Annotated in this window: 14 protein-coding genes; 13 read left to right on the top strand and 1 reads right to left on the bottom strand. The window is 60.2% G+C overall.

Annotation, left to right across the window (positions count from 1 at the left end; genetic code table 11):
- The first annotated feature begins 48 nt into the window (after window positions 1-48).
- The 8 genes from exaC to J3P77_RS02990 all read left to right on the top strand — a co-directional run bounded on the left by exaC (window position 49) and on the right by J3P77_RS02990 (window position 7,883).
- A complete protein-coding gene (exaC, locus tag J3P77_RS03025) occupies window positions 49-1,569 on the top strand; it encodes an acetaldehyde dehydrogenase ExaC (protein WP_434679483.1) in 1,521 nt (506 codons plus the stop codon).
- 130 nt (window positions 1,570-1,699) lie between these two features.
- Window positions 1,700-3,094, top strand: a complete 1,395-nt coding sequence (locus J3P77_RS03020) for an ethanolamine ammonia-lyase subunit EutB (protein WP_434679482.1) — start codon at window positions 1,700-1,702, stop codon at window positions 3,092-3,094.
- Window positions 3,091-3,939, top strand: coding sequence for an ethanolamine ammonia-lyase subunit EutC (gene eutC / locus J3P77_RS03015; protein WP_434679480.1), 849 nt, complete (start codon window positions 3,091-3,093; stop codon window positions 3,937-3,939). The genes J3P77_RS03020 and eutC overlap by 4 nt, the downstream gene beginning before the upstream one ends.
- A 77-nt stretch (window positions 3,940-4,016) precedes the next feature.
- Window positions 4,017-4,469, top strand: coding sequence for a GNAT family N-acetyltransferase (locus tag J3P77_RS03010; protein ID WP_434679478.1), 453 nt, complete (start codon window positions 4,017-4,019; stop codon window positions 4,467-4,469).
- 204 nt (window positions 4,470-4,673) lie between these two features.
- The gene (locus J3P77_RS03005) at window positions 4,674-5,321 is read left to right on the top strand and encodes a DedA family protein (protein ID WP_434679477.1); all 648 of its coding nucleotides are present in this window, start codon (window positions 4,674-4,676) and stop codon (window positions 5,319-5,321) included.
- Window positions 5,322-5,324: 3 nt separating this feature from the next.
- Window positions 5,325-6,161, top strand: coding sequence for a zinc-dependent peptidase (locus tag J3P77_RS03000; RefSeq protein WP_434679476.1), 837 nt, complete (start codon window positions 5,325-5,327; stop codon window positions 6,159-6,161).
- A 104-nt stretch (window positions 6,162-6,265) separates the two neighbouring features.
- Window positions 6,266-6,793, top strand: a complete 528-nt coding sequence (ppa, locus tag J3P77_RS02995) for an inorganic diphosphatase (RefSeq protein WP_434679475.1) — start codon at window positions 6,266-6,268, stop codon at window positions 6,791-6,793.
- A 358-nt stretch (window positions 6,794-7,151) separates the two neighbouring features.
- On the top strand, window positions 7,152-7,883 hold the full coding sequence (locus J3P77_RS02990; protein ID WP_434679473.1) for a LexA family transcriptional regulator: 732 nt from the start codon (window positions 7,152-7,154) through the stop codon (window positions 7,881-7,883).
- A 406-nt stretch (window positions 7,884-8,289) separates the two neighbouring features.
- Here J3P77_RS02990 and J3P77_RS02985 read toward each other — a convergent pair whose 3' ends face one another.
- Complete coding sequence (locus J3P77_RS02985; protein WP_434679471.1) at window positions 8,290-10,491, bottom strand: TonB-dependent receptor; 2,202 nt, start codon at window positions 10,489-10,491, stop codon at window positions 8,290-8,292.
- A gap of 359 nt (window positions 10,492-10,850) precedes the next feature.
- Between J3P77_RS02985 and J3P77_RS02980 the strand changes: the two genes are divergently transcribed.
- The 5 genes from J3P77_RS02980 (at window position 10,851) to dxs (ending at window position 16,340) form a co-directional block, all read left to right on the top strand.
- Window positions 10,851-11,864: a PDDEXK nuclease domain-containing protein gene (locus tag J3P77_RS02980; RefSeq protein WP_434679470.1), complete on the top strand. Its 1,014-nt coding sequence runs from the start codon at window positions 10,851-10,853 to the stop codon at window positions 11,862-11,864.
- Window positions 11,865-11,921: 57 nt separating this feature from the next.
- Window positions 11,922-13,094 carry a cystathionine beta-lyase gene (gene metC / locus J3P77_RS02975; protein ID WP_434679469.1) on the top strand — a complete coding sequence of 391 codons (1,173 nt, stop codon included), beginning with the start codon at window positions 11,922-11,924 and terminating at the stop codon, window positions 13,092-13,094.
- 68 nt (window positions 13,095-13,162) lie between these two features.
- Window positions 13,163-13,405 (top strand): exodeoxyribonuclease VII small subunit, encoded by a 243-nt coding sequence (locus J3P77_RS02970; RefSeq protein WP_434679468.1) that lies wholly within the window; start codon window positions 13,163-13,165, stop codon window positions 13,403-13,405.
- Window positions 13,402-14,289, top strand: a complete 888-nt coding sequence (ispA, locus tag J3P77_RS02965) for a (2E,6E)-farnesyl diphosphate synthase (protein WP_434679467.1) — start codon at window positions 13,402-13,404, stop codon at window positions 14,287-14,289. Before J3P77_RS02970 ends, ispA begins: the two co-directional genes overlap by 4 nt.
- Window positions 14,290-14,444: 155 nt before the next feature.
- On the top strand, window positions 14,445-16,340 hold the full coding sequence (dxs, locus tag J3P77_RS02960) for a 1-deoxy-D-xylulose-5-phosphate synthase (RefSeq protein WP_434679466.1): 1,896 nt from the start codon (window positions 14,445-14,447) through the stop codon (window positions 16,338-16,340).
- Window positions 16,341-16,363 lie beyond the last annotated feature (23 nt).

The raw sequence follows: 16,363 nt of genomic DNA, 5'->3' as shown, positions 1-16,363 counted from the left end.
GAGAACGATACAGACTCCCTCCACAAACAAGAATCAGGAGACATCACCATGCGTTACGCACATCCCGGTACCGAAGGCGCAATCGTCAACTTCAAGGAGCGCTACGGCAACTACATCGGCGGCGAATTTGTCGCGCCGGTAAAAGGCCAATACTTCACCAATACGTCGCCGGTAAACGGCAAACCCATTGCGGAGTTTCCCCGTTCGACCGCCGAAGACATCGATAAGGCTCTGGATGCCGCTCACGCTGCGGCGTCGGCCTGGGGCTCTACTTCGGTGCAGGCGCGTTCACTGATCCTGCTCAAGATTGCCGATCGTATCGAAGCCAATCTGGAAACCCTGGCGATCACCGAAACCTGGGACAACGGCAAGGCAATCCGTGAAACGCTGAACGCCGACATTCCGCTGGCCGCCGACCATTTCCGCTATTTCGCCGGCGCCCTGCGCGCCCAGGAAGGCAGCGCAGCCGAGATCGACGGCAATACCGTGGCCTACCACATTCACGAACCGCTGGGCGTGGTCGGGCAGATTATCCCGTGGAACTTCCCGATTCTGATGGCGGCCTGGAAACTTGCCCCTGCCCTGGCGGCCGGCAACTGCGTGGTGCTCAAACCCGCCGAGCAGACACCGCTGGGTATCAGCGTGTTGCTGGAGCTGATCGGCGACCTGCTGCCCGCCGGCGTAGTGAATATCGTCCAGGGTTATGGCCGCGAGGCCGGTGAAGCGCTGGCCAGCAGCAAACGTATCGCCAAGATTGCCTTTACCGGCTCCACGCCGGTGGGTTCGCACATCATGAAGCTGGCGGCCGATAACATCATCCCGTCCACTGTGGAACTGGGCGGCAAGTCACCGAATATCTTCTTCGAAGACATTATGAACGCCGAGCCGGAGTTCATCGAGAAAGCCGCCGAAGGCGTGGTGCTGGCGTTCTTCAACCAGGGCGAAGTCTGCACCTGCCCGTCGCGGGCGCTGGTTCAGGAGTCGATCTACCCGCAATTCATGGAAGCGGTGATGGCCAAGGTCGAAAAGATCAAGCGCGGCGACCCGCTCGACACCGACACCATGGTCGGCGCTCAGGCGTCCGAGCAGCAATTCGACAAGATTCTTTCCTATCTCGATATCGCCAAGGCCGAAGGTGCCGAGCTGCTGACCGGTGGCAAGGTCGAGGCGCTGGAGGGCGATCTGTCGACCGGCTATTACATCCAGCCGACCCTGCTCAAGGGCAACAACCGGATGCGGGTATTCCAGGAAGAAATCTTTGGCCCGGTCGTCAGCGTCACGACGTTCAAGGATGAAGCTGAAGCAGTGGCCATCGCCAACGATACCGAATTCGGTCTCGGCGCCGGCGTGTGGACCCGCGACATCAACCGCGCCTACCGCGTGGGCCGCGCGCTCAAGGCGGGGCGTGTCTGGACCAACTGCTACCACCTTTACCCCGCGCACGCGGCGTTCGGCGGCTACAAGAAATCCGGCGTGGGCCGCGAGACCCACAAAATCGCACTGGAGCACTACCAGCAGACCAAGAACCTGCTGGTGAGCTATGACATCAATCCATTAGGGTTCTTCTAGTTGGGGTTCTTCTGATCGTAGGAGCGCGCTTGCCCGCGACAGCATCGCCTGCGTCGCGGGCAAGCGCGCTCCTGCAAATGGCGTACTAATTGCTTGCGTGAACGTCCATAAACAGTCACGGAGGATTTGAATGGCAAGCTTTTCCTGCGCCGTCGGTGCGCATACCTATCGCTTCGACAGCCTCAGAGATGTAATGGCAAAGGCCAGCCCCGCCCGCTCCGGTGACTTTCTTGCGGGCGTAGCGGCGCAGAGCGACGCCGAGCGCGTCGCCGCGCAAATGGCGCTGGCGGATATCCCGCTCAAGCATTTCCTTGAGGAAGCGCTGATTCCATATGAACAGGACGAAGTCACACGCCTGATCATCGACACCCATGACGCTCAGGCTTTCACGCCGGTCAGCCATCTCACGGTAGGTGGATTTCGCGACTGGCTGCTCAGTGACAGCGCCGACGAAACCAGTCTGAATGCTTTAGCGCCGGGCCTGACGCCGGAAATGGCGGCGGCCGTGTCGAAAATCATGCGGGTACAGGATCTGGTGCTCGTTGCACAGAAAATCCGCGTCGTCACTCGATTCCGCAACACCATAGGCCTGCGCGGACGCTTGTCTACGCGCTTGCAGCCCAATCATCCGACCGACGATCCTTCGGGAATCGCGGCCAGCATTCTTGATGGCCTGTTGTACGGTAACGGCGATGCCATGATCGGCATCAACCCGGCCACCGACAGCACGTCGTCCATCGTGGCGCTGCTCGAAATGCTCGATGCCATCGTACAGCGCTATGAGATCCCGACTCAGTCTTGCGTGCTGACTCACGTGACAACGTCCATCGAAGTCATCAATCGCGGCGTTCCGGTCGACCTGGTGTTCCAGTCGATCACCGGCACCGAAGCCGCCAACGCCAGCTTCGGCATCAATCTCCAGCTCTTGCAGGAAGGCTACGAAGCCGGGCTGAGCCTGAATCGCGGCACGCTTGGGCAAAACCTGATGTATTTCGAGACAGGCCAGGGCAGCGCGCTGTCCGCCAATGCTCACCACGGCGTCGATCAACAGACTTGCGAGGCGCGGGCCTACGCCGTGGCGCGGCGGTTCAAGCCATTTCTGGTCAATACCGTGGTGGGCTTCATCGGCCCGGAGTACTTGTACAACGGCAAGCAGATTATCCGCGCCGGGCTTGAGGACCACTTCTGCGGCAAGCTGTTGGGCGTGCCGATGGGTTGCGACATCTGCTACACCAACCATGCCGAGGCCGATCAGGACGACATGGACACCCTCCTCACGCTGCTGGGCGTGGCCGGAATCAACTTCATCATGGGTATCCCCGGGTCGGACGACATCATGCTCAACTACCAGACTACGTCGTTTCACGACGCGCTCTACGCCCGACAAAGCCTCGGTCTGCGACCCGCGCCGGAATACGAAGCCTGGCTGGAGAAGATGGGAATCTTCACCCAGGCAGACGGCAGGATCCGCTTCGGCGACAGCCTGCCCGCCGCTTTCCGAAACGCGTTGGGGCACATGTCATGAGCGACCGACACCTGGATGACATCGAAAAGCCCGACGTCCCGGCCAATCCATGGCTGGAACTTCGACGCCTGACTCCCGCGCGCATCGCTCTGGGTCGCACGGGCTCCAGCCTGCCTACATCGGCGCAACTGGATTTTCAGCTGGCACATGCACAGGCACGCGACGCGGTGCATCTGGCCTTCGACCACGAATCGATCAGCGCGCAATTAGCGGAAAGCGGTTACGAAACCCTGCAGTTGCACAGCGCCGCAGCGGACCGCGACGAGTATCTGCAACGCCCGGATCTGGGCCGTCGCCTGAACGAAGAGTCTGTGCAACAGCTGCAGGCTTACACCGCTGCTCGACCCGGCGGTGTGGATCTGGCGGTGGTCATCGCCGACGGTCTTTCCGCACTGGCGGTGCATCGCCATGCCGTACCGTTTCTGCAGCGCATGCGGGAACAGGCTGCCGGGGATGGCTGGAGTGTGGCGCCTGTGGTTCTGGTCGAACAGGGCCGGGTCGCGGTTGGCGACGAGGTTGGCCAGTTGCTGGGCGCGAAGATGGTGATCATCCTCATCGGCGAACGCCCCGGCCTGAGTTCACCAGACAGCCTGGGTCTATACTTCACCTACGCACCAAAAGTGGGCCTCAACGATGCTCATAGAAACTGCATCTCCAATATCAGGCTGGAAGGTCTGAGCTACGCCACTGCGGCGCATCGGCTGCTTTACCTGATGCGCGAAGCCTGTCGCAGACAGCTTTCCGGCGTTCAGCTCAAGGACGAGGCCGAAATGAAAACCGTCGAATCAAGTAGCCCCGCTACCAAAGGAAATTTCCTGCTGTCCGGGCCGCCCTTGGCGCATTAGATTGCGCTTTCTAAAGCGATCGGACAGCATCGAATCGCTCCAGACGCAGTGCCCCCATAGTGAAGTTGAGGCCCGACATGCGGATTATCAAAGCCACGCTTGAACACTTGGACCTGTTGACCCCCCTGTTCGTCAAATACCGGGAGTTCTACGGCGAGTTGCCTTATCCGGAGTCGTCGCGCGAATTCCTCGAAAAGCGCTTGCGTCGTGACGAGTCGGTCATCTATCTGGCGCTGGCCAAGGATGACGACAGCAAGCTTCTGGGCTTTTGTCAGCTTTATCCGAGCTATTCCTCGCTATCGTTGAAGCGGGTGTGGATCCTCAATGATATTTATGTCAACGAAGATTACCGCCGCCAGCTGGTTGCCGATCATCTGGTCAAACATGCCAAGAAGATGGCCAAGGAAACCCAGGCCGTTCGCATGCGGGTAGCGACCAGCAGCACCAACGAAGTCGCTCAGAAAGTCTACGAGTCCATCGGCTTCAAGGAGGACACGCAGTTCAAGAACTACGTGCTGCCGATCAACTGACCGCCCTCCTTCCTGCACAAGCCGCCGGCGGCCTGCATACGTCAAGCGCCGGTCGGACTTGCGCCAACGCTTCAGCGTGCATCTTCCATCGCTGCATGCCCTGAACACCCTGCTGTCTGCGTTTCCCCTCTATAATGCCGCGCGTATCATCAGCAGTGTCTTTCGCCCGCGACCCGGCACAGGGTTTTCGCCTCAGGTGTATCAATGGATTTCAACCCGCTCGATCTCATCCTGCATCTCGATGTTTACCTCGACCTGCTGGTGAACAATTACGGCCCGTGGATTTACGCCATCCTGTTCATGGTGATCTTCTGTGAAACAGGCCTGGTGGTTATGCCATTCCTGCCGGGCGACTCGCTATTGTTCATCGCCGGCGCTGTGGCTGCCGGTGGCGGCATGGATCCGGTCCTGCTCGCTGGCCTGTTGATGGCCGCCGCGATTCTGGGTGACAGCACCAACTACATCATCGGCCGCACCACCGGGGAAAAACTCTTCAATAACCCAAAGTCGCGTGTGTTCCGCCGCGATCATCTGATCCGCACCCATGAGTTCTACAGCCGCCATGGCGGCAAGACGGTCACTCTGGCGCGCTTCCTGCCGATCATCCGCACGTTCGCGCCCTTCGTTGCCGGCGTCGGCCACATGCATTACCCGCGCTTTCTGGGCTTCAGCGTGCTGGGCTCGATCCTGTGGGTGGGCAGTCTGGTGACGCTGGGCTTTTTCTTCGGCAACGTGCCTTTCATCAAGCAGAACCTGACGTTGCTGGTGCTGTTCATCATCCTGATGTCGCTACTGCCGATGATCATCGGCGTGATCCGCAGCCGCGCCGGCCGCTCCGTCGACGTTAGCTGAAGCATGTGGTCGCTGCGTAACTGGCGTCGGCAACGGACGCTGGCGAAGAACCCGGTTGCGGCCGAGCTGTGGCAGAAGGTGTGTCAGCGGCTGCCGATTCTTGATGGTTTGAACCAGGCGCAGCTTGAGCGACTGCGCGACGCCTGCGTACTGTTCCTGCACAACAAGCACCTGACCGCCCTGCCCGGCGTCGAGCTGGATGCCGAGCAGCGCCTGTTTCTCGCGGCTCAGGCGCAACTGCCCTTGCTCGGCCTTGCTGACCTGGACTGGTATCAGGGCTTTCACGAGATTGTGCTGTACCCGGACGACTTTCGCAGCCCGCAACGCCATCGCGATGCCAGCGGCGTCGAACATGAGTGGGACGGCGAGCACAGCGGTGAAGCCTGGCTGCAGGGCCCGGTCATACTGGCGTGGCCCGGCGTGCTGTCCAGCGGAGGTTGGGATGCCTACAACCTGGTGATCCATGAACTGGCGCACAAGCTCGACATGCTCAACGGCGATGCCAATGGCCTGCCGCCGTTGCACAGCGACATGAAGGTTACCGAATGGGCCAGCGTGATGCAGGCCGCTTACGACGACCTCAATCAACAGCTGGACCAGAACCCCGACGCCGAAACCGCCATTGACCCGTATGCCGCCGAAGACCCGGCCGAATTCTTCGCCGTGACCAGCGAATACTTCTTCAGCGCGCCAGACCTGCTGCATGACGCTTACCCAAGGGTCTACCAACAGCTTCAGGCGTTCTACCGCCAGGACACTCTTGCCCGGCTACACGCTCTGCAACAGAGCGACCCGGCCTACGCCGAGCCGCATCCGGGCCATCATCAAGGCCAGCACTGAGCCAACGTGGTGCGTGGCATCGGTTACAGAATATGCCTATAATCCGGGCCACTTTTTGGCGTTCGCGCCAATCTCCGTCTGGTCAACTATGGGGGCAACGCCCAATGAGCTACAGCAAGATTCCTGCGGGCAAAGACCTGCCGAACGACATCTACGTCGCGATCGAAATCCCGGCCAACCATGCGCCGATCAAGTACGAAATCGACAAAGAATCCGATTGCCTGTTCGTTGACCGTTTCATGGCCACCCCGATGTTCTACCCGGCCAACTACGGTTTCATCCCCAACACCCTGGCTGACGACGGCGACCCCCTCGACGTGCTGGTCGTTACGCCTTACCCGGTTGCTCCAGGTTCGGTCATCCGTGCCCGTCCGGTCGGCATCCTGCACATGACCGACGACGGCGGCGGCGATGCCAAAGTCATCGCAGTCCCGCACGACAAGCTGTCTCAGCTGTACGTCGACGTGAAAGAGTACACCGATCTGCCGCCGCTGCTGCTTGAGCAGATCAAGCACTTCTTCGAGAACTACAAGGATCTCGAAAAAGGCAAATGGGTGAAGATCGAAGGCTGGGGCAACGCTGATGCGGCCCGCGCCGAGATCCTGAAGTCGGTTGAAGCCTACAAGGGCTGATTCACCGGTTCACCGTCGGGACGCCTGAACGCGGGCGTCCCGCACTTCTGCTTTACCTCCCGCTTTATCCCTTTCCGTACCTTGCTGACCTGCGATGAACAGGCTCGGTCGCGCCCGTCACGATTAAAAATGCGTTTAAAACGCCGGGCATCTTTGGCTCCGGTTAAACGGTCCGTGGCCCGCACGTTGCGGCGTAGCGCCGAAGCACAATGTGTTCGAGATAAATAAAAATTCCGGAAGCGCCCTACACAAGTATCATTTGGTCCGTAGGACGATAGTCACCACAACTGCGCGACAACACCGCTTTGAACACCTCGTTCATTTAAACAGCCACATCACCTTTGTAAAATTCACCCCCATGAATACATCAGGTGATCGACTACGTATCCTCCTGCGGGAGTGCCATTTAAGCGCCACGGATTTTGCCGCCAATCGCAAGATCACGCCGCAGCATGTGAACAACTGGTTCAAGCGCGGCGTGCCCATGGCGCGGCTCGAAGAAGTGGCTGAACTGTTGACCGTCAACGCTCGCTGGCTGCGCACAGGTGAAGGCCCCAAGCACCCGACCGACTCGGCCAATGAAAACACCGGCGGCGATACCCAGGTGGCAATCCACAACGGGCGCAATCTGGTGCGCGGCGACGTGGAAGTGCAGATTTTCAGGGAGGTCGAATCCGCGCAGGGTGCCGGCAGAACTGTCCTGACTGAAGCGCCGGGTCAGAAGATTCGCCTGCCGATGCAGCCACTGCAAGCACTGGGGGTCGACCCGAAGCAGTGCCTGTGCGTGATGATGGTCGGCACCAGCATGGCCGACAAGATCCAGGACGGTTCGCTTCTAGGCGTGGATCGCAGCCAGACTCAGGTCATCGACGGAGAAATCTACGCCCTCGAACACGGCGGCATCCTGCGCGTGCGCTACCTCTACCGCCTGCCCAACGGCAGCCTGCGCCTGCGCAGCCACAATCACAATGAGTATCCGGACGAGTTGTTTACCGCCCAGGAGATGGAGCAACAGCACCTGAAAATTCTCGGCTGGGTGTTCTGGTGGTCCACTTTCAACCAGCGTCGGAACGCCTTGCTGCTGCGCTAAACCGCGCGGCGGCAAATGTTACGAAGCACTTCAAGGCTGGGCATAGGCGAAAAACCTCAGTATCCTCTGCCCACCCAAGGCATCGACGCCCAGCGTTGATGCCCAGCACGGCGATCAATTAGTCGCCCTGTTCTTTTTTAGCGTCCCGTTGCGGATGCACCTGTTAAAGGCGGTTGCGGTTTACCAAAAATAAACCAAGACCGTCCTTGAGAAGCCGGCCACAAGCCGGCTTTTTAGTGCCCGCTACTCAGGTTCGGATGCTGGCTGCCAAGCCAGGCGCAGCAAGTGAATCGCCCGCAAAATTGCCTTCGCCAGCAAGCTGGCTCCCACAGTATCGCGGCCTGCTGCGAACTTGTGGGAGCCAGCTTGCTGGCGAGGCGTACTCAGGAACGCCAGCGAATGACTATCAGAAATCAATCGTGCCCGAGAACTTCACCAGGCGAGGGTCACCCTGGGTCAGGTAGCCGCCGTTGGCGGAGGCCCAGTAGTTCTTGTTGCTGATGTTTTCGACGTTGACGCGCAGCGTCAGGTCCTTCTCGGCCAATTTGAGTTTGTAGCGGGCACCGGCGTCGAAGCGATTCCAGGTCGGCAAGCTCAGGTTGTTGGCCGCGTCGGCGTACTGACCGCCGGTGCGCAGCATGCGTGCGTTGAGTGCTACGCCTTCCAGGCCGGGTACGTCCCAGTCGACAGAAGCGTTGAGCTGGAAAGTCGGTACGCCAATGGCATGGTTACCGTCATTGGTGCCGCCTTGGGTGCCGTTGACTTCGGAAGTCATTCGGGTGCCGCCCGCCATCAAGCGCAGACCTTCGACAGGCTCACCAAAGACGCTTAGCTCGATGCCCTTGTTGACTTGTTCGCCGTCGCGGACAAAGACGCCGTCCTGCAGGTAGCCGTCGGTGGGCCTCTCGATGCGATACACGGCGAGGTTAGCGCCGAAGGACTGCATGTCCAGCTTGATACCGGCCTCCAACTGTTTAGTACGACCGGGTGCGAATACGTCGTTTCTGTTGCTGGCCTCAATTGGAGCATTCTCGCCTTGAGCCAGACCTTCGATGCGATTGGCGTAAAGCGAAACAGTGTTGGTCGGCTTGTAAACGATGCCGTAGACCGGGGTGGTGATCCCCTCGTCGTACAGATCTTTGCGACTACCATCACTGTCGTCAAAACTGGTGCCGTCGTAGCTGTAGTTTTCCACCCGCAACTGCTGCCGGCGCAGGCCAGCGGTAATCAGCAAGCTGTCATCGAAGAAGCCCAAAGTGTCGGAAATCGCGATGCTGCGGTTGCGAGTTTTGCCGGTCACGCCCGGATCACCCATTTCACCACCGGTAATAGTTTGAGCGGTCGGCGTTGGGAGTTTCGAAGGATTGTAAATATTGGTGCTGCTTGGTGCGTAAAAAACGTAAGCGTTTTCCTGCTGGGTCCAGATAGTCGTCGCGCCGAGGCTGATCTGATGGCTGACCGGCCCAGTTAGTAGCCGACCATTCAGGCCAGCCATGAAGCTGACGTTGTCTTCGTTGTGCGGAATTTCCGAGCCACTGATAGTTGCATTGCCAGAGCCGTCGACCAGAACCGGAGTTCCATATACACCGGTTTCCCGAGTGTGCTTGGCACCACCCGCCAGATAGGCAGTCCAGTTTTCGCTCAGATCCCACTCGCCACGAGCCATGCCGAATGTGTCTTCAGTTTCGGCGTAGGTCCAGTCCTGGCCGTAGTTCTTGCTCGCATCAGGCGCTCGCGGAATCCTGGTCGCACCGGGCGTTTGCGGAGTACTGGTCCACGCGCTGCCCAGCCGTACGGTGTTGCGCAGGTGGTTGATGCGCTGTTTCTGATAACCGAAATCGGTCGAGGCACGGAACCCGTCGCCGCGATAATCCAGGCCAGCAATGAACAGCTTGGTGCGCTGGTCCTGATCGTCGATTGCCGTTTCGCCTTCGCGCTGGCTGAGGTTGAGCCGCGCACCGAAACGGTTGTCTTCACCAAAGCGCTGTCCGAGGTCCAGATGCTCGCCGACGCGGCCGTCACTGCTGATGTCCTGTGTGTAACGTCGAGTCGGGGTGTCGCCGGCGCGCTTGGGTTGCAGGTTGACGCTGCCGCCGAGGCCCGTGCCGGTCGGGCTCACGCCATTGATGAAGGCGTTCGGACCTTTGAAGACTTCCACGCGTTCGATGGCATCAGTGGAAATGATCTGCCGCGGCAGCACGCCATACAGACCATTGTAGGAAATGTCATCGCTGGCCAGCGGCAAGCCGCGGATTACGAACGCCTGCGCCTGGTTACCAAAGCCGAATGACTGGCGCACCGATGGATCGTTGAGCAACACATCTCCAACATCTTCGGCCTGCTGGTCCTCGATCAGCTTCGAGGTATAGCTGGTCGCGGTGAAAGGCACGTCCATGTTGTCCTGATTGCCCAGCACGCCCATTTGCGAGCCGCGGGCAACCTGACCGCCCGCGAACTCGGCTGGCAGCGCGTGGGGGTTGGGACTGACAGCATTGGCGGAAACGTCGGTTGCACCGATCTCTACGACTGGCGGTGCAGCGTGGGCCGCGAAACTCAGTGAACAGCAGACGGCGAGCAAAGCAGGTCGCGAAGGAAATGGTAAGGCCATGAGGTATACACCCGTGAGTGGCAAGGAAGTGACCGGCCTCCATGCCGATACGACTGATTCTCAGACGCGGATGATATCAGTGCGCTTTCACGATTGTTATCTTCAGCGCACGAAATTTTCACATTTCGATACAGGTTACTTGATACGCGGGGCTGCAGTGCCGGATTCAGGGACGTTTTTGTCATTGGTTGCGGGGGACACAGCTTCATATGCGGTACATATTTACCGGCCTGGACGCGGACTGTAATCGGTAAAATGGCCACCTCTTTTCTGCCAAGGACGTGCCCCATGTTCCATTCCCGAAATGCCAACGCGCTTCTACTATCGGCGGGCCTGCTGGCCATTTGGGAGGGTTCGGTATGAACACGCCCGACACGTCTCGACCACCCGCGAATGAGCGTTTCGATGAAGTGATTGCGCTGATCCATGGCGCGCGGCAACGGGCCGTGCAAGCGGTCAATACACACCTGATCGAGTTGTACTGGCAGGTCGGCGGCTACATCAGCCGCAAGATCGAGAAAGCCGAATGGGGCGATGCGGTCGTCAGCCAGTTGGCCGAGCATCTTGCTCGGACGCAGCCGGGGCTGCGCGGGTTTACCCGCCGCAATCTGTTCCGCATGCGTCAGTTCTACGAGACTTATCGTGACGACGAGAAAGTGTCAGCAGTGCTGACACAATTGCCATGGACGCATCACCTGATCATCTTCGGGCAAAGCAGACGCTCGGAAGAGCGCGAGTTTTACTTGCGCATGGCGATTCAGGAAAAATGGTCGAGCCGCGAACTGGAGCGCCAGTTCAAAGCCGCTCTATTCGAGCGCAGCGTCACCCAGCCAGCGAAAGCCTCCGCACTGCTGAAGCAAACTCAGCCGTCCGCATTGGAGATATTCCGCGACGCGTACATGGTGGAGTTTCTGGACCTGCCCGCTGGCCACGCTGAAGCCGATCTGCACCGTGGCCTGTTGGATCGGCTCAGGGAGTTCCTGATCGAGCTGGGGCGGGACTTCTGTTTTGTGGGTTCGGAATATCCGCTGCAGGTCGGGGGCCGGGATTTCGCGCTCGACCTGCTGTTCTTCCATCGCGAGCTTAACTGCCTGGTTGCCATCGAACTCAAGGTCGGCCGCTTCGAGCCGGAGTATCTGGGCAAACTCAATTTCTATCTGGAAGCACTGGACCAGACCGAGCGCAAACCTCACGAAAGCCCGGCCATTGGCGTGTTGCTGTGCGCCAGCAAGGACGACGAGGTTGTCGAATATGCCCTCAACCGCTCACTGTCGCCCGCGCTGATCGCCGAATACCAGACCCGACTGCCGGACAAGCAAATGCTGCAAGCCAAGTTGCATGAGTTTTACGCCATGAACACAACGCAGGAGTAATCCTCGCTCATATCCCTTACGCTTGCTGATCCGTACGCCTTTGGAAACAGATTTTTTATGCAAGACAAAGATCCCCGCGCCCACACCGTACTGTCACAACGTGGCCGGGCCGCGAGCAGCGGACCGGGTCTGTCGGTCAACCCGCCGGTGGTACGGCTCAGCACCGTGCTGTTCGACAGCCTGGAGAGCTTGCGCCAGGCAGAAGCGCGAACTGCGGGCCCGGAACGGTCGCTGACCTACGGCGCCAATGGCAACCCCACCGCCTTCGCGCTGCAGGATCTGATCTCCGAGCTGGAAAGCGCCCACGGGACCTGTCTGTATCCAACGGGGCTGGCGGCGGTAGCGCAGATGTTTCAGGCGTTTCTGCGCCCAGGCGACCATGTGCTGCTGACCGAGTCCGTCTACGGTCCGGTGCGGCGATTGGCGCGGACGATGCTGACGGCCTTTGCCATCGAATTCGATTTCTATGCCGCGGATGGCAGCAATGTCGAAGCGTTGATCAAACCCAACACGCGCATGATCTACGCTGAAGTACCGGGTTCACTGACTTACGCCATGTGCGATCTGCCTGCCCTTTCCCGACTGTGCAAGGCACGAGGCCTGCTGCTGGCTGTGGATAACTCCTGGGGCTCGGGCGTACTGTTCAAGCCGCTGGAGCTGGGCGCGGATGTCTCGCTGATGGCACTGACCAAGTACGTCGCCGGCCATTCGGACGTGATGATGGGCAGCGTCAGCACCACCGAGGCGCATTGGCCAGCGCTCAAGACCATGAACACCGCGGTTGGCAATACCGTAAGTCCGGACGACGCTTATCTGGTGCTGCGCGGCGCGCGCAGTCTTGCAGCCCGCATGGCGATGCACGAGCGCCATGCGATGCAGGTGGCCCAGTGGCTACAAGCACACGAGCAGGTGGCGCAAGTGTTATATCCAGCGCTGCCGAGCGACCCGGGACACGCGATATGGAAGCGCGACTTCCATGGCTGCAACGGCATGCTCAGTTTCGAATTCAAGACAGCCGAACGTGAAGTGCTGGACCGGTTCGTCGGTGCCTTGAAACTGTTCGGAATCGGCTATTCTTGGGGCGGCTTCGAGAGCTTGATCAGTGAAGTGGAATTCCATGGCGTCGCCAATCGATACGGCCCCATGCTGCGTTTGCAGATCGGCCTGGAGAGCCCGGATGACCTGATTGCCGACCTGCAGGCAGGCTTCGAAGCAGCAGCGCAACTCTAGCCGTAGTTTGCCCCGCAGGCTGGGCTCTGCTAGTGTCGCGCGGTTTAGTCTCTACCGGAATTGCCCTCATGGCCCGCAAGAAAGCTGCACTGGATTTCGAACAGTCTCTCGCTGATCTGCAAACGCTTGTGGAGCGTCTGGAGAACGGCGAGCTGTCACTGGAAGACTCGCTGACCGCTTTTGAGCAAGGTGTACGCCTGACCCGCGATTGCCAGAACGCACTGGCGCAGGCCGAGCAGAAGGTTCAGGTGCTGCTGGAGCGCGATGGCGAACTGGCTGAAGAGCCTTTTGATGCGGAACAACCCGAATGATCGCGAGCTACCAGGCTCAAAGCCAGAACCGCGTGAACACAGCGCTCGAAGGTCTGTTTGCGGCACCAGGGCCGGAACTCGACCGTCTTTATGACGCTATGCGCTACAGCGTGATGAATGGCGGCAAGCGTGTGCGCCCATTGCTGGCGTATGCTGCGTGCGAAGCGCTGGGCGGAGCCGCCGAGGACGCCAACGGCGCGGCCTGCGCGGTTGAACTCATTCATGCCTACTCGCTGGTGCATGACGATCTGCCAGCCATGGACGACGACGATCTGCGCCGTGGTCAGCCGACCACCCACAAGGCGTTCGATGAGGCCTGCGCGATTCTCGCGGGCGACGGCCTTCAGAGCCTGGCATTTACCGCCCTGCTCGATCCGACGCTGACCTCGCGCGATGCCGAAACCCGCCTGTCGATGGTTCGCGCGCTGGCGCAGGCCGCCGGGCCGGCCGGTATGGTCGGCGGTCAGGCTATCGATCTGGGATCGGTGGGTCTGAAACTCGATCAGACCGCGCTCGAATACATGCATCGGCACAAGACCGGCGCGCTGATCGAAGCCAGCGTGCGCCTTGGTGCACTGGCCAGCGGTCGGGCAGATCAGAGCCAGCTTGATGCGCTGCAGATTTACGCTCGCGCGGTCGGTCTGGCCTTCCAGGTTCAGGACGATATTCTCGACGTGGAAAGCGATACCGCGACCCTTGGTAAACGCCAAGGCGCAGACATTGCCCGCGACAAGCCGACTTACCCAGCCCTGCTGGGCCTGGACGCCGCCAAAGCCTATGCGCTGGAGCTGCGCGATCAAGCCCTTGAAGCGTTGAGCGCCTTCGATGATGCAGCCGAGCCGTTACGGGAACTGGCACGCTACATCGTCAACCGGCGCAACTGATTGCGACCGGCTGCAGGAGACAGGATGAATCAACCGGGATTCATCCTGTCTCAACCGGTTACGAATGCACACCGCGCATGTACTGACGCGGTTCATGGGCAGCTTGCGATGCATAAGGTAAACTGCCGCCTCTTTTACTCATAACGATTCGCCTGATGCCCACGACGTTCAAAGAGATCCCCCGCGAGCGCCCGACTACGCCGCTGCTCGACCGCGCTGCCACGCCGGACGGGCTGCGCCGCCTGGGCGAAGCCGAGCTGGAAACCCTGGCCGATGAACTGCGCCTGGAACTCCTTTACTCCGTTGGCCAGACTGGAGGGCATTTCGGTGCAGGCCTTGGCGTCATCGAACTGACCATCGCTCTGCATTACGTGTTCGATACACCGGACGATCGCCTGGTGTGGGATGTGGGCCATCAAGCCTATCCGCACAAGATTCTGACCGGGCGCCGTGAGCGCATGCCGACCCTGCGCCAGAAGGACGGCGTTGCCGCCTTCCCGCGCCGCAGTGAAAGCGAGTACGACACCTTCGGCGTCGGCCATTCCAGCACATCGATCAGTGCCGCGCTCGGCATGGCAATAGCCGCACGCCTGCAAGGCAGCGAGCGCAAATCCATCGCTGTCATCGGCGACGGCGCGCTCACCGCCGGCATGGCTTTCGAGGCGCTGAACCACGCGCCGGAAGTCGCCGCCGACATGCTGGTGATTCTCAACGACAACGACATGTCGATCTCGCGCAACGTCGGCGGGCTTTCGAACTACCTGGCCAAGATTCTCTCCAGCCGCACCTACAGCAGCATGCGTGAAGGCAGCAAGAAAGTGCTGTCTCGTCTGCCCGGCGCGTGGGAAATCGCCCGGCGCACCGAGGAATACGCCAAGGGCATGCTGGTTCCCGGCACGCTGTTCGAGGAACTGGGCTGGAACTACATCGGCCCTATCGACGGCCATGACCTGCCGACCCTGATCGCTACCCTGCGCAACATGCGTGACCTCAAAGGTCCGCAGTTCCTGCATGTAGTGACCAAAAAGGGCAAAGGCTTCGCGCCTGCGGAAGTCGATCCGATCGGTTATCACGCCATCACCAAGCTCGAACCCCTCGATGCACCGGTCGCCGTGCCGAAAAAAGCCGCTGGCCCGAAGTACTCCGCGGTGTTCGGAGAGTGGTTGTGCGACATGGCCAATGCCGATTCCCGCCTGGTGGGCATTACTCCGGCGATGAAAGAAGGCTCGGATCTGGTGGCGTTCAGCGAACGCTTCCCGACGCGCTATTTCGATGTAGCTATCGCCGAGCAGCACGCGGTCACGCTGGCAGCGGGCATGGCCTGTGAAGGCAGCAAGCCAGTGGTGGCAATCTATTCCACGTTCCTGCAACGCGGCTACGATCAGTTGGTTCATGACGTCGCGGTGCAGAACCTCGACGTGCTGTTCGCCATCGACCGCGCAGGTCTGGTCGGCGAAGACGGCCCGACGCACGCTGGCAGCTTCGATCTGTCTTACCTGCGCTGCATCCCCGGCATGGTCATCATGACCCCGAGCGATGAGAACGAGCTGCGCAAGATGCTCAGTACCGGCTACCTGCATGCCGGCCCTGCGGCCGTGCGCTACCCGCGCGGCACCGGCCCGAATGCGACAATCGACGAAAGCCTCGATCCACTGGAAATCGGCAAAGGTATCCTGCGTCGGCAAGGCCAGGGAGTTGCGATGCTGGTCTTCGGCGTGCAGTTGACCGAGGCCCTGGCTGTTGCCGAGAAACTGGATGCGACGGTCATCGACATGCGTTTCGTCAAACCGCTTGATGAAGCGCTGGTGCGCGATGCCGCCGCCAGTCACGAGCTGCTGGTCACCATCGAAGAGAACGCCATCATGGGCGGTGCTGGTGCGGCCGTCAGCGAATTCCTGGCACGGGAAAATATCCTCAAGTCGGTGCTGCACCTGGGCTTGCCGGATGTTTACGTCGAACACGCCAAACCAGCGCAGATGCTGGCCGAATGCGGGCTGGATGCTGCCGGTATCGAAGCGGCGATCAACGAGCGCCTGGTGTTGATCGGCTGAATGCAAGGCGCCGCTGCCAAGGC

This window comes from Pseudomonas sp. R1-18, from assembly GCF_051132095.1.
GTDB lineage: Bacteria > Pseudomonadota > Gammaproteobacteria > Pseudomonadales > Pseudomonadaceae > Aquipseudomonas.
The sequence above is the reverse complement of the archived record's forward strand: the minus strand, read 5'-3'. Positions and strand labels throughout refer to the sequence as shown.

What these genes read in the sequence shown, in the direction of transcription:
- exaC (WP_434679483.1), top strand. Translation starts at nt 49, where the DNA reads ATGCGTTACGCACATCCCGGTACCGAAGGCGCAATCGTCAACTTCAAG.
- J3P77_RS03020 (WP_434679482.1), top strand. Translation starts at nt 1,700, where the DNA reads ATGGCAAGCTTTTCCTGCGCCGTCGGTGCGCATACCTATCGCTTCGAC.
- eutC (WP_434679480.1), top strand. Translation starts at nt 3,091, where the DNA reads ATGAGCGACCGACACCTGGATGACATCGAAAAGCCCGACGTCCCGGCC.
- J3P77_RS03010 (WP_434679478.1), top strand. Translation starts at nt 4,017, where the DNA reads ATGCGGATTATCAAAGCCACGCTTGAACACTTGGACCTGTTGACCCCC.
- J3P77_RS03005 (WP_434679477.1), top strand. Translation starts at nt 4,674, where the DNA reads ATGGATTTCAACCCGCTCGATCTCATCCTGCATCTCGATGTTTACCTC.
- J3P77_RS03000 (WP_434679476.1), top strand. Translation starts at nt 5,325, where the DNA reads ATGTGGTCGCTGCGTAACTGGCGTCGGCAACGGACGCTGGCGAAGAAC.
- ppa (WP_434679475.1), top strand. Translation starts at nt 6,266, where the DNA reads ATGAGCTACAGCAAGATTCCTGCGGGCAAAGACCTGCCGAACGACATC.
- J3P77_RS02990 (WP_434679473.1), top strand. Translation starts at nt 7,152, where the DNA reads ATGAATACATCAGGTGATCGACTACGTATCCTCCTGCGGGAGTGCCAT.
- J3P77_RS02985 (WP_434679471.1), bottom strand. Translation starts at nt 10,491, where the DNA reads ATGGCCTTACCATTTCCTTCGCGACCTGCTTTGCTCGCCGTCTGCTGT.
- J3P77_RS02980 (WP_434679470.1), top strand. Translation starts at nt 10,851, where the DNA reads ATGAACACGCCCGACACGTCTCGACCACCCGCGAATGAGCGTTTCGAT.
- metC (WP_434679469.1), top strand. Translation starts at nt 11,922, where the DNA reads ATGCAAGACAAAGATCCCCGCGCCCACACCGTACTGTCACAACGTGGC.
- J3P77_RS02970 (WP_434679468.1), top strand. Translation starts at nt 13,163, where the DNA reads ATGGCCCGCAAGAAAGCTGCACTGGATTTCGAACAGTCTCTCGCTGAT.
- ispA (WP_434679467.1), top strand. Translation starts at nt 13,402, where the DNA reads ATGATCGCGAGCTACCAGGCTCAAAGCCAGAACCGCGTGAACACAGCG.
- dxs (WP_434679466.1), top strand. Translation starts at nt 14,445, where the DNA reads ATGCCCACGACGTTCAAAGAGATCCCCCGCGAGCGCCCGACTACGCCG.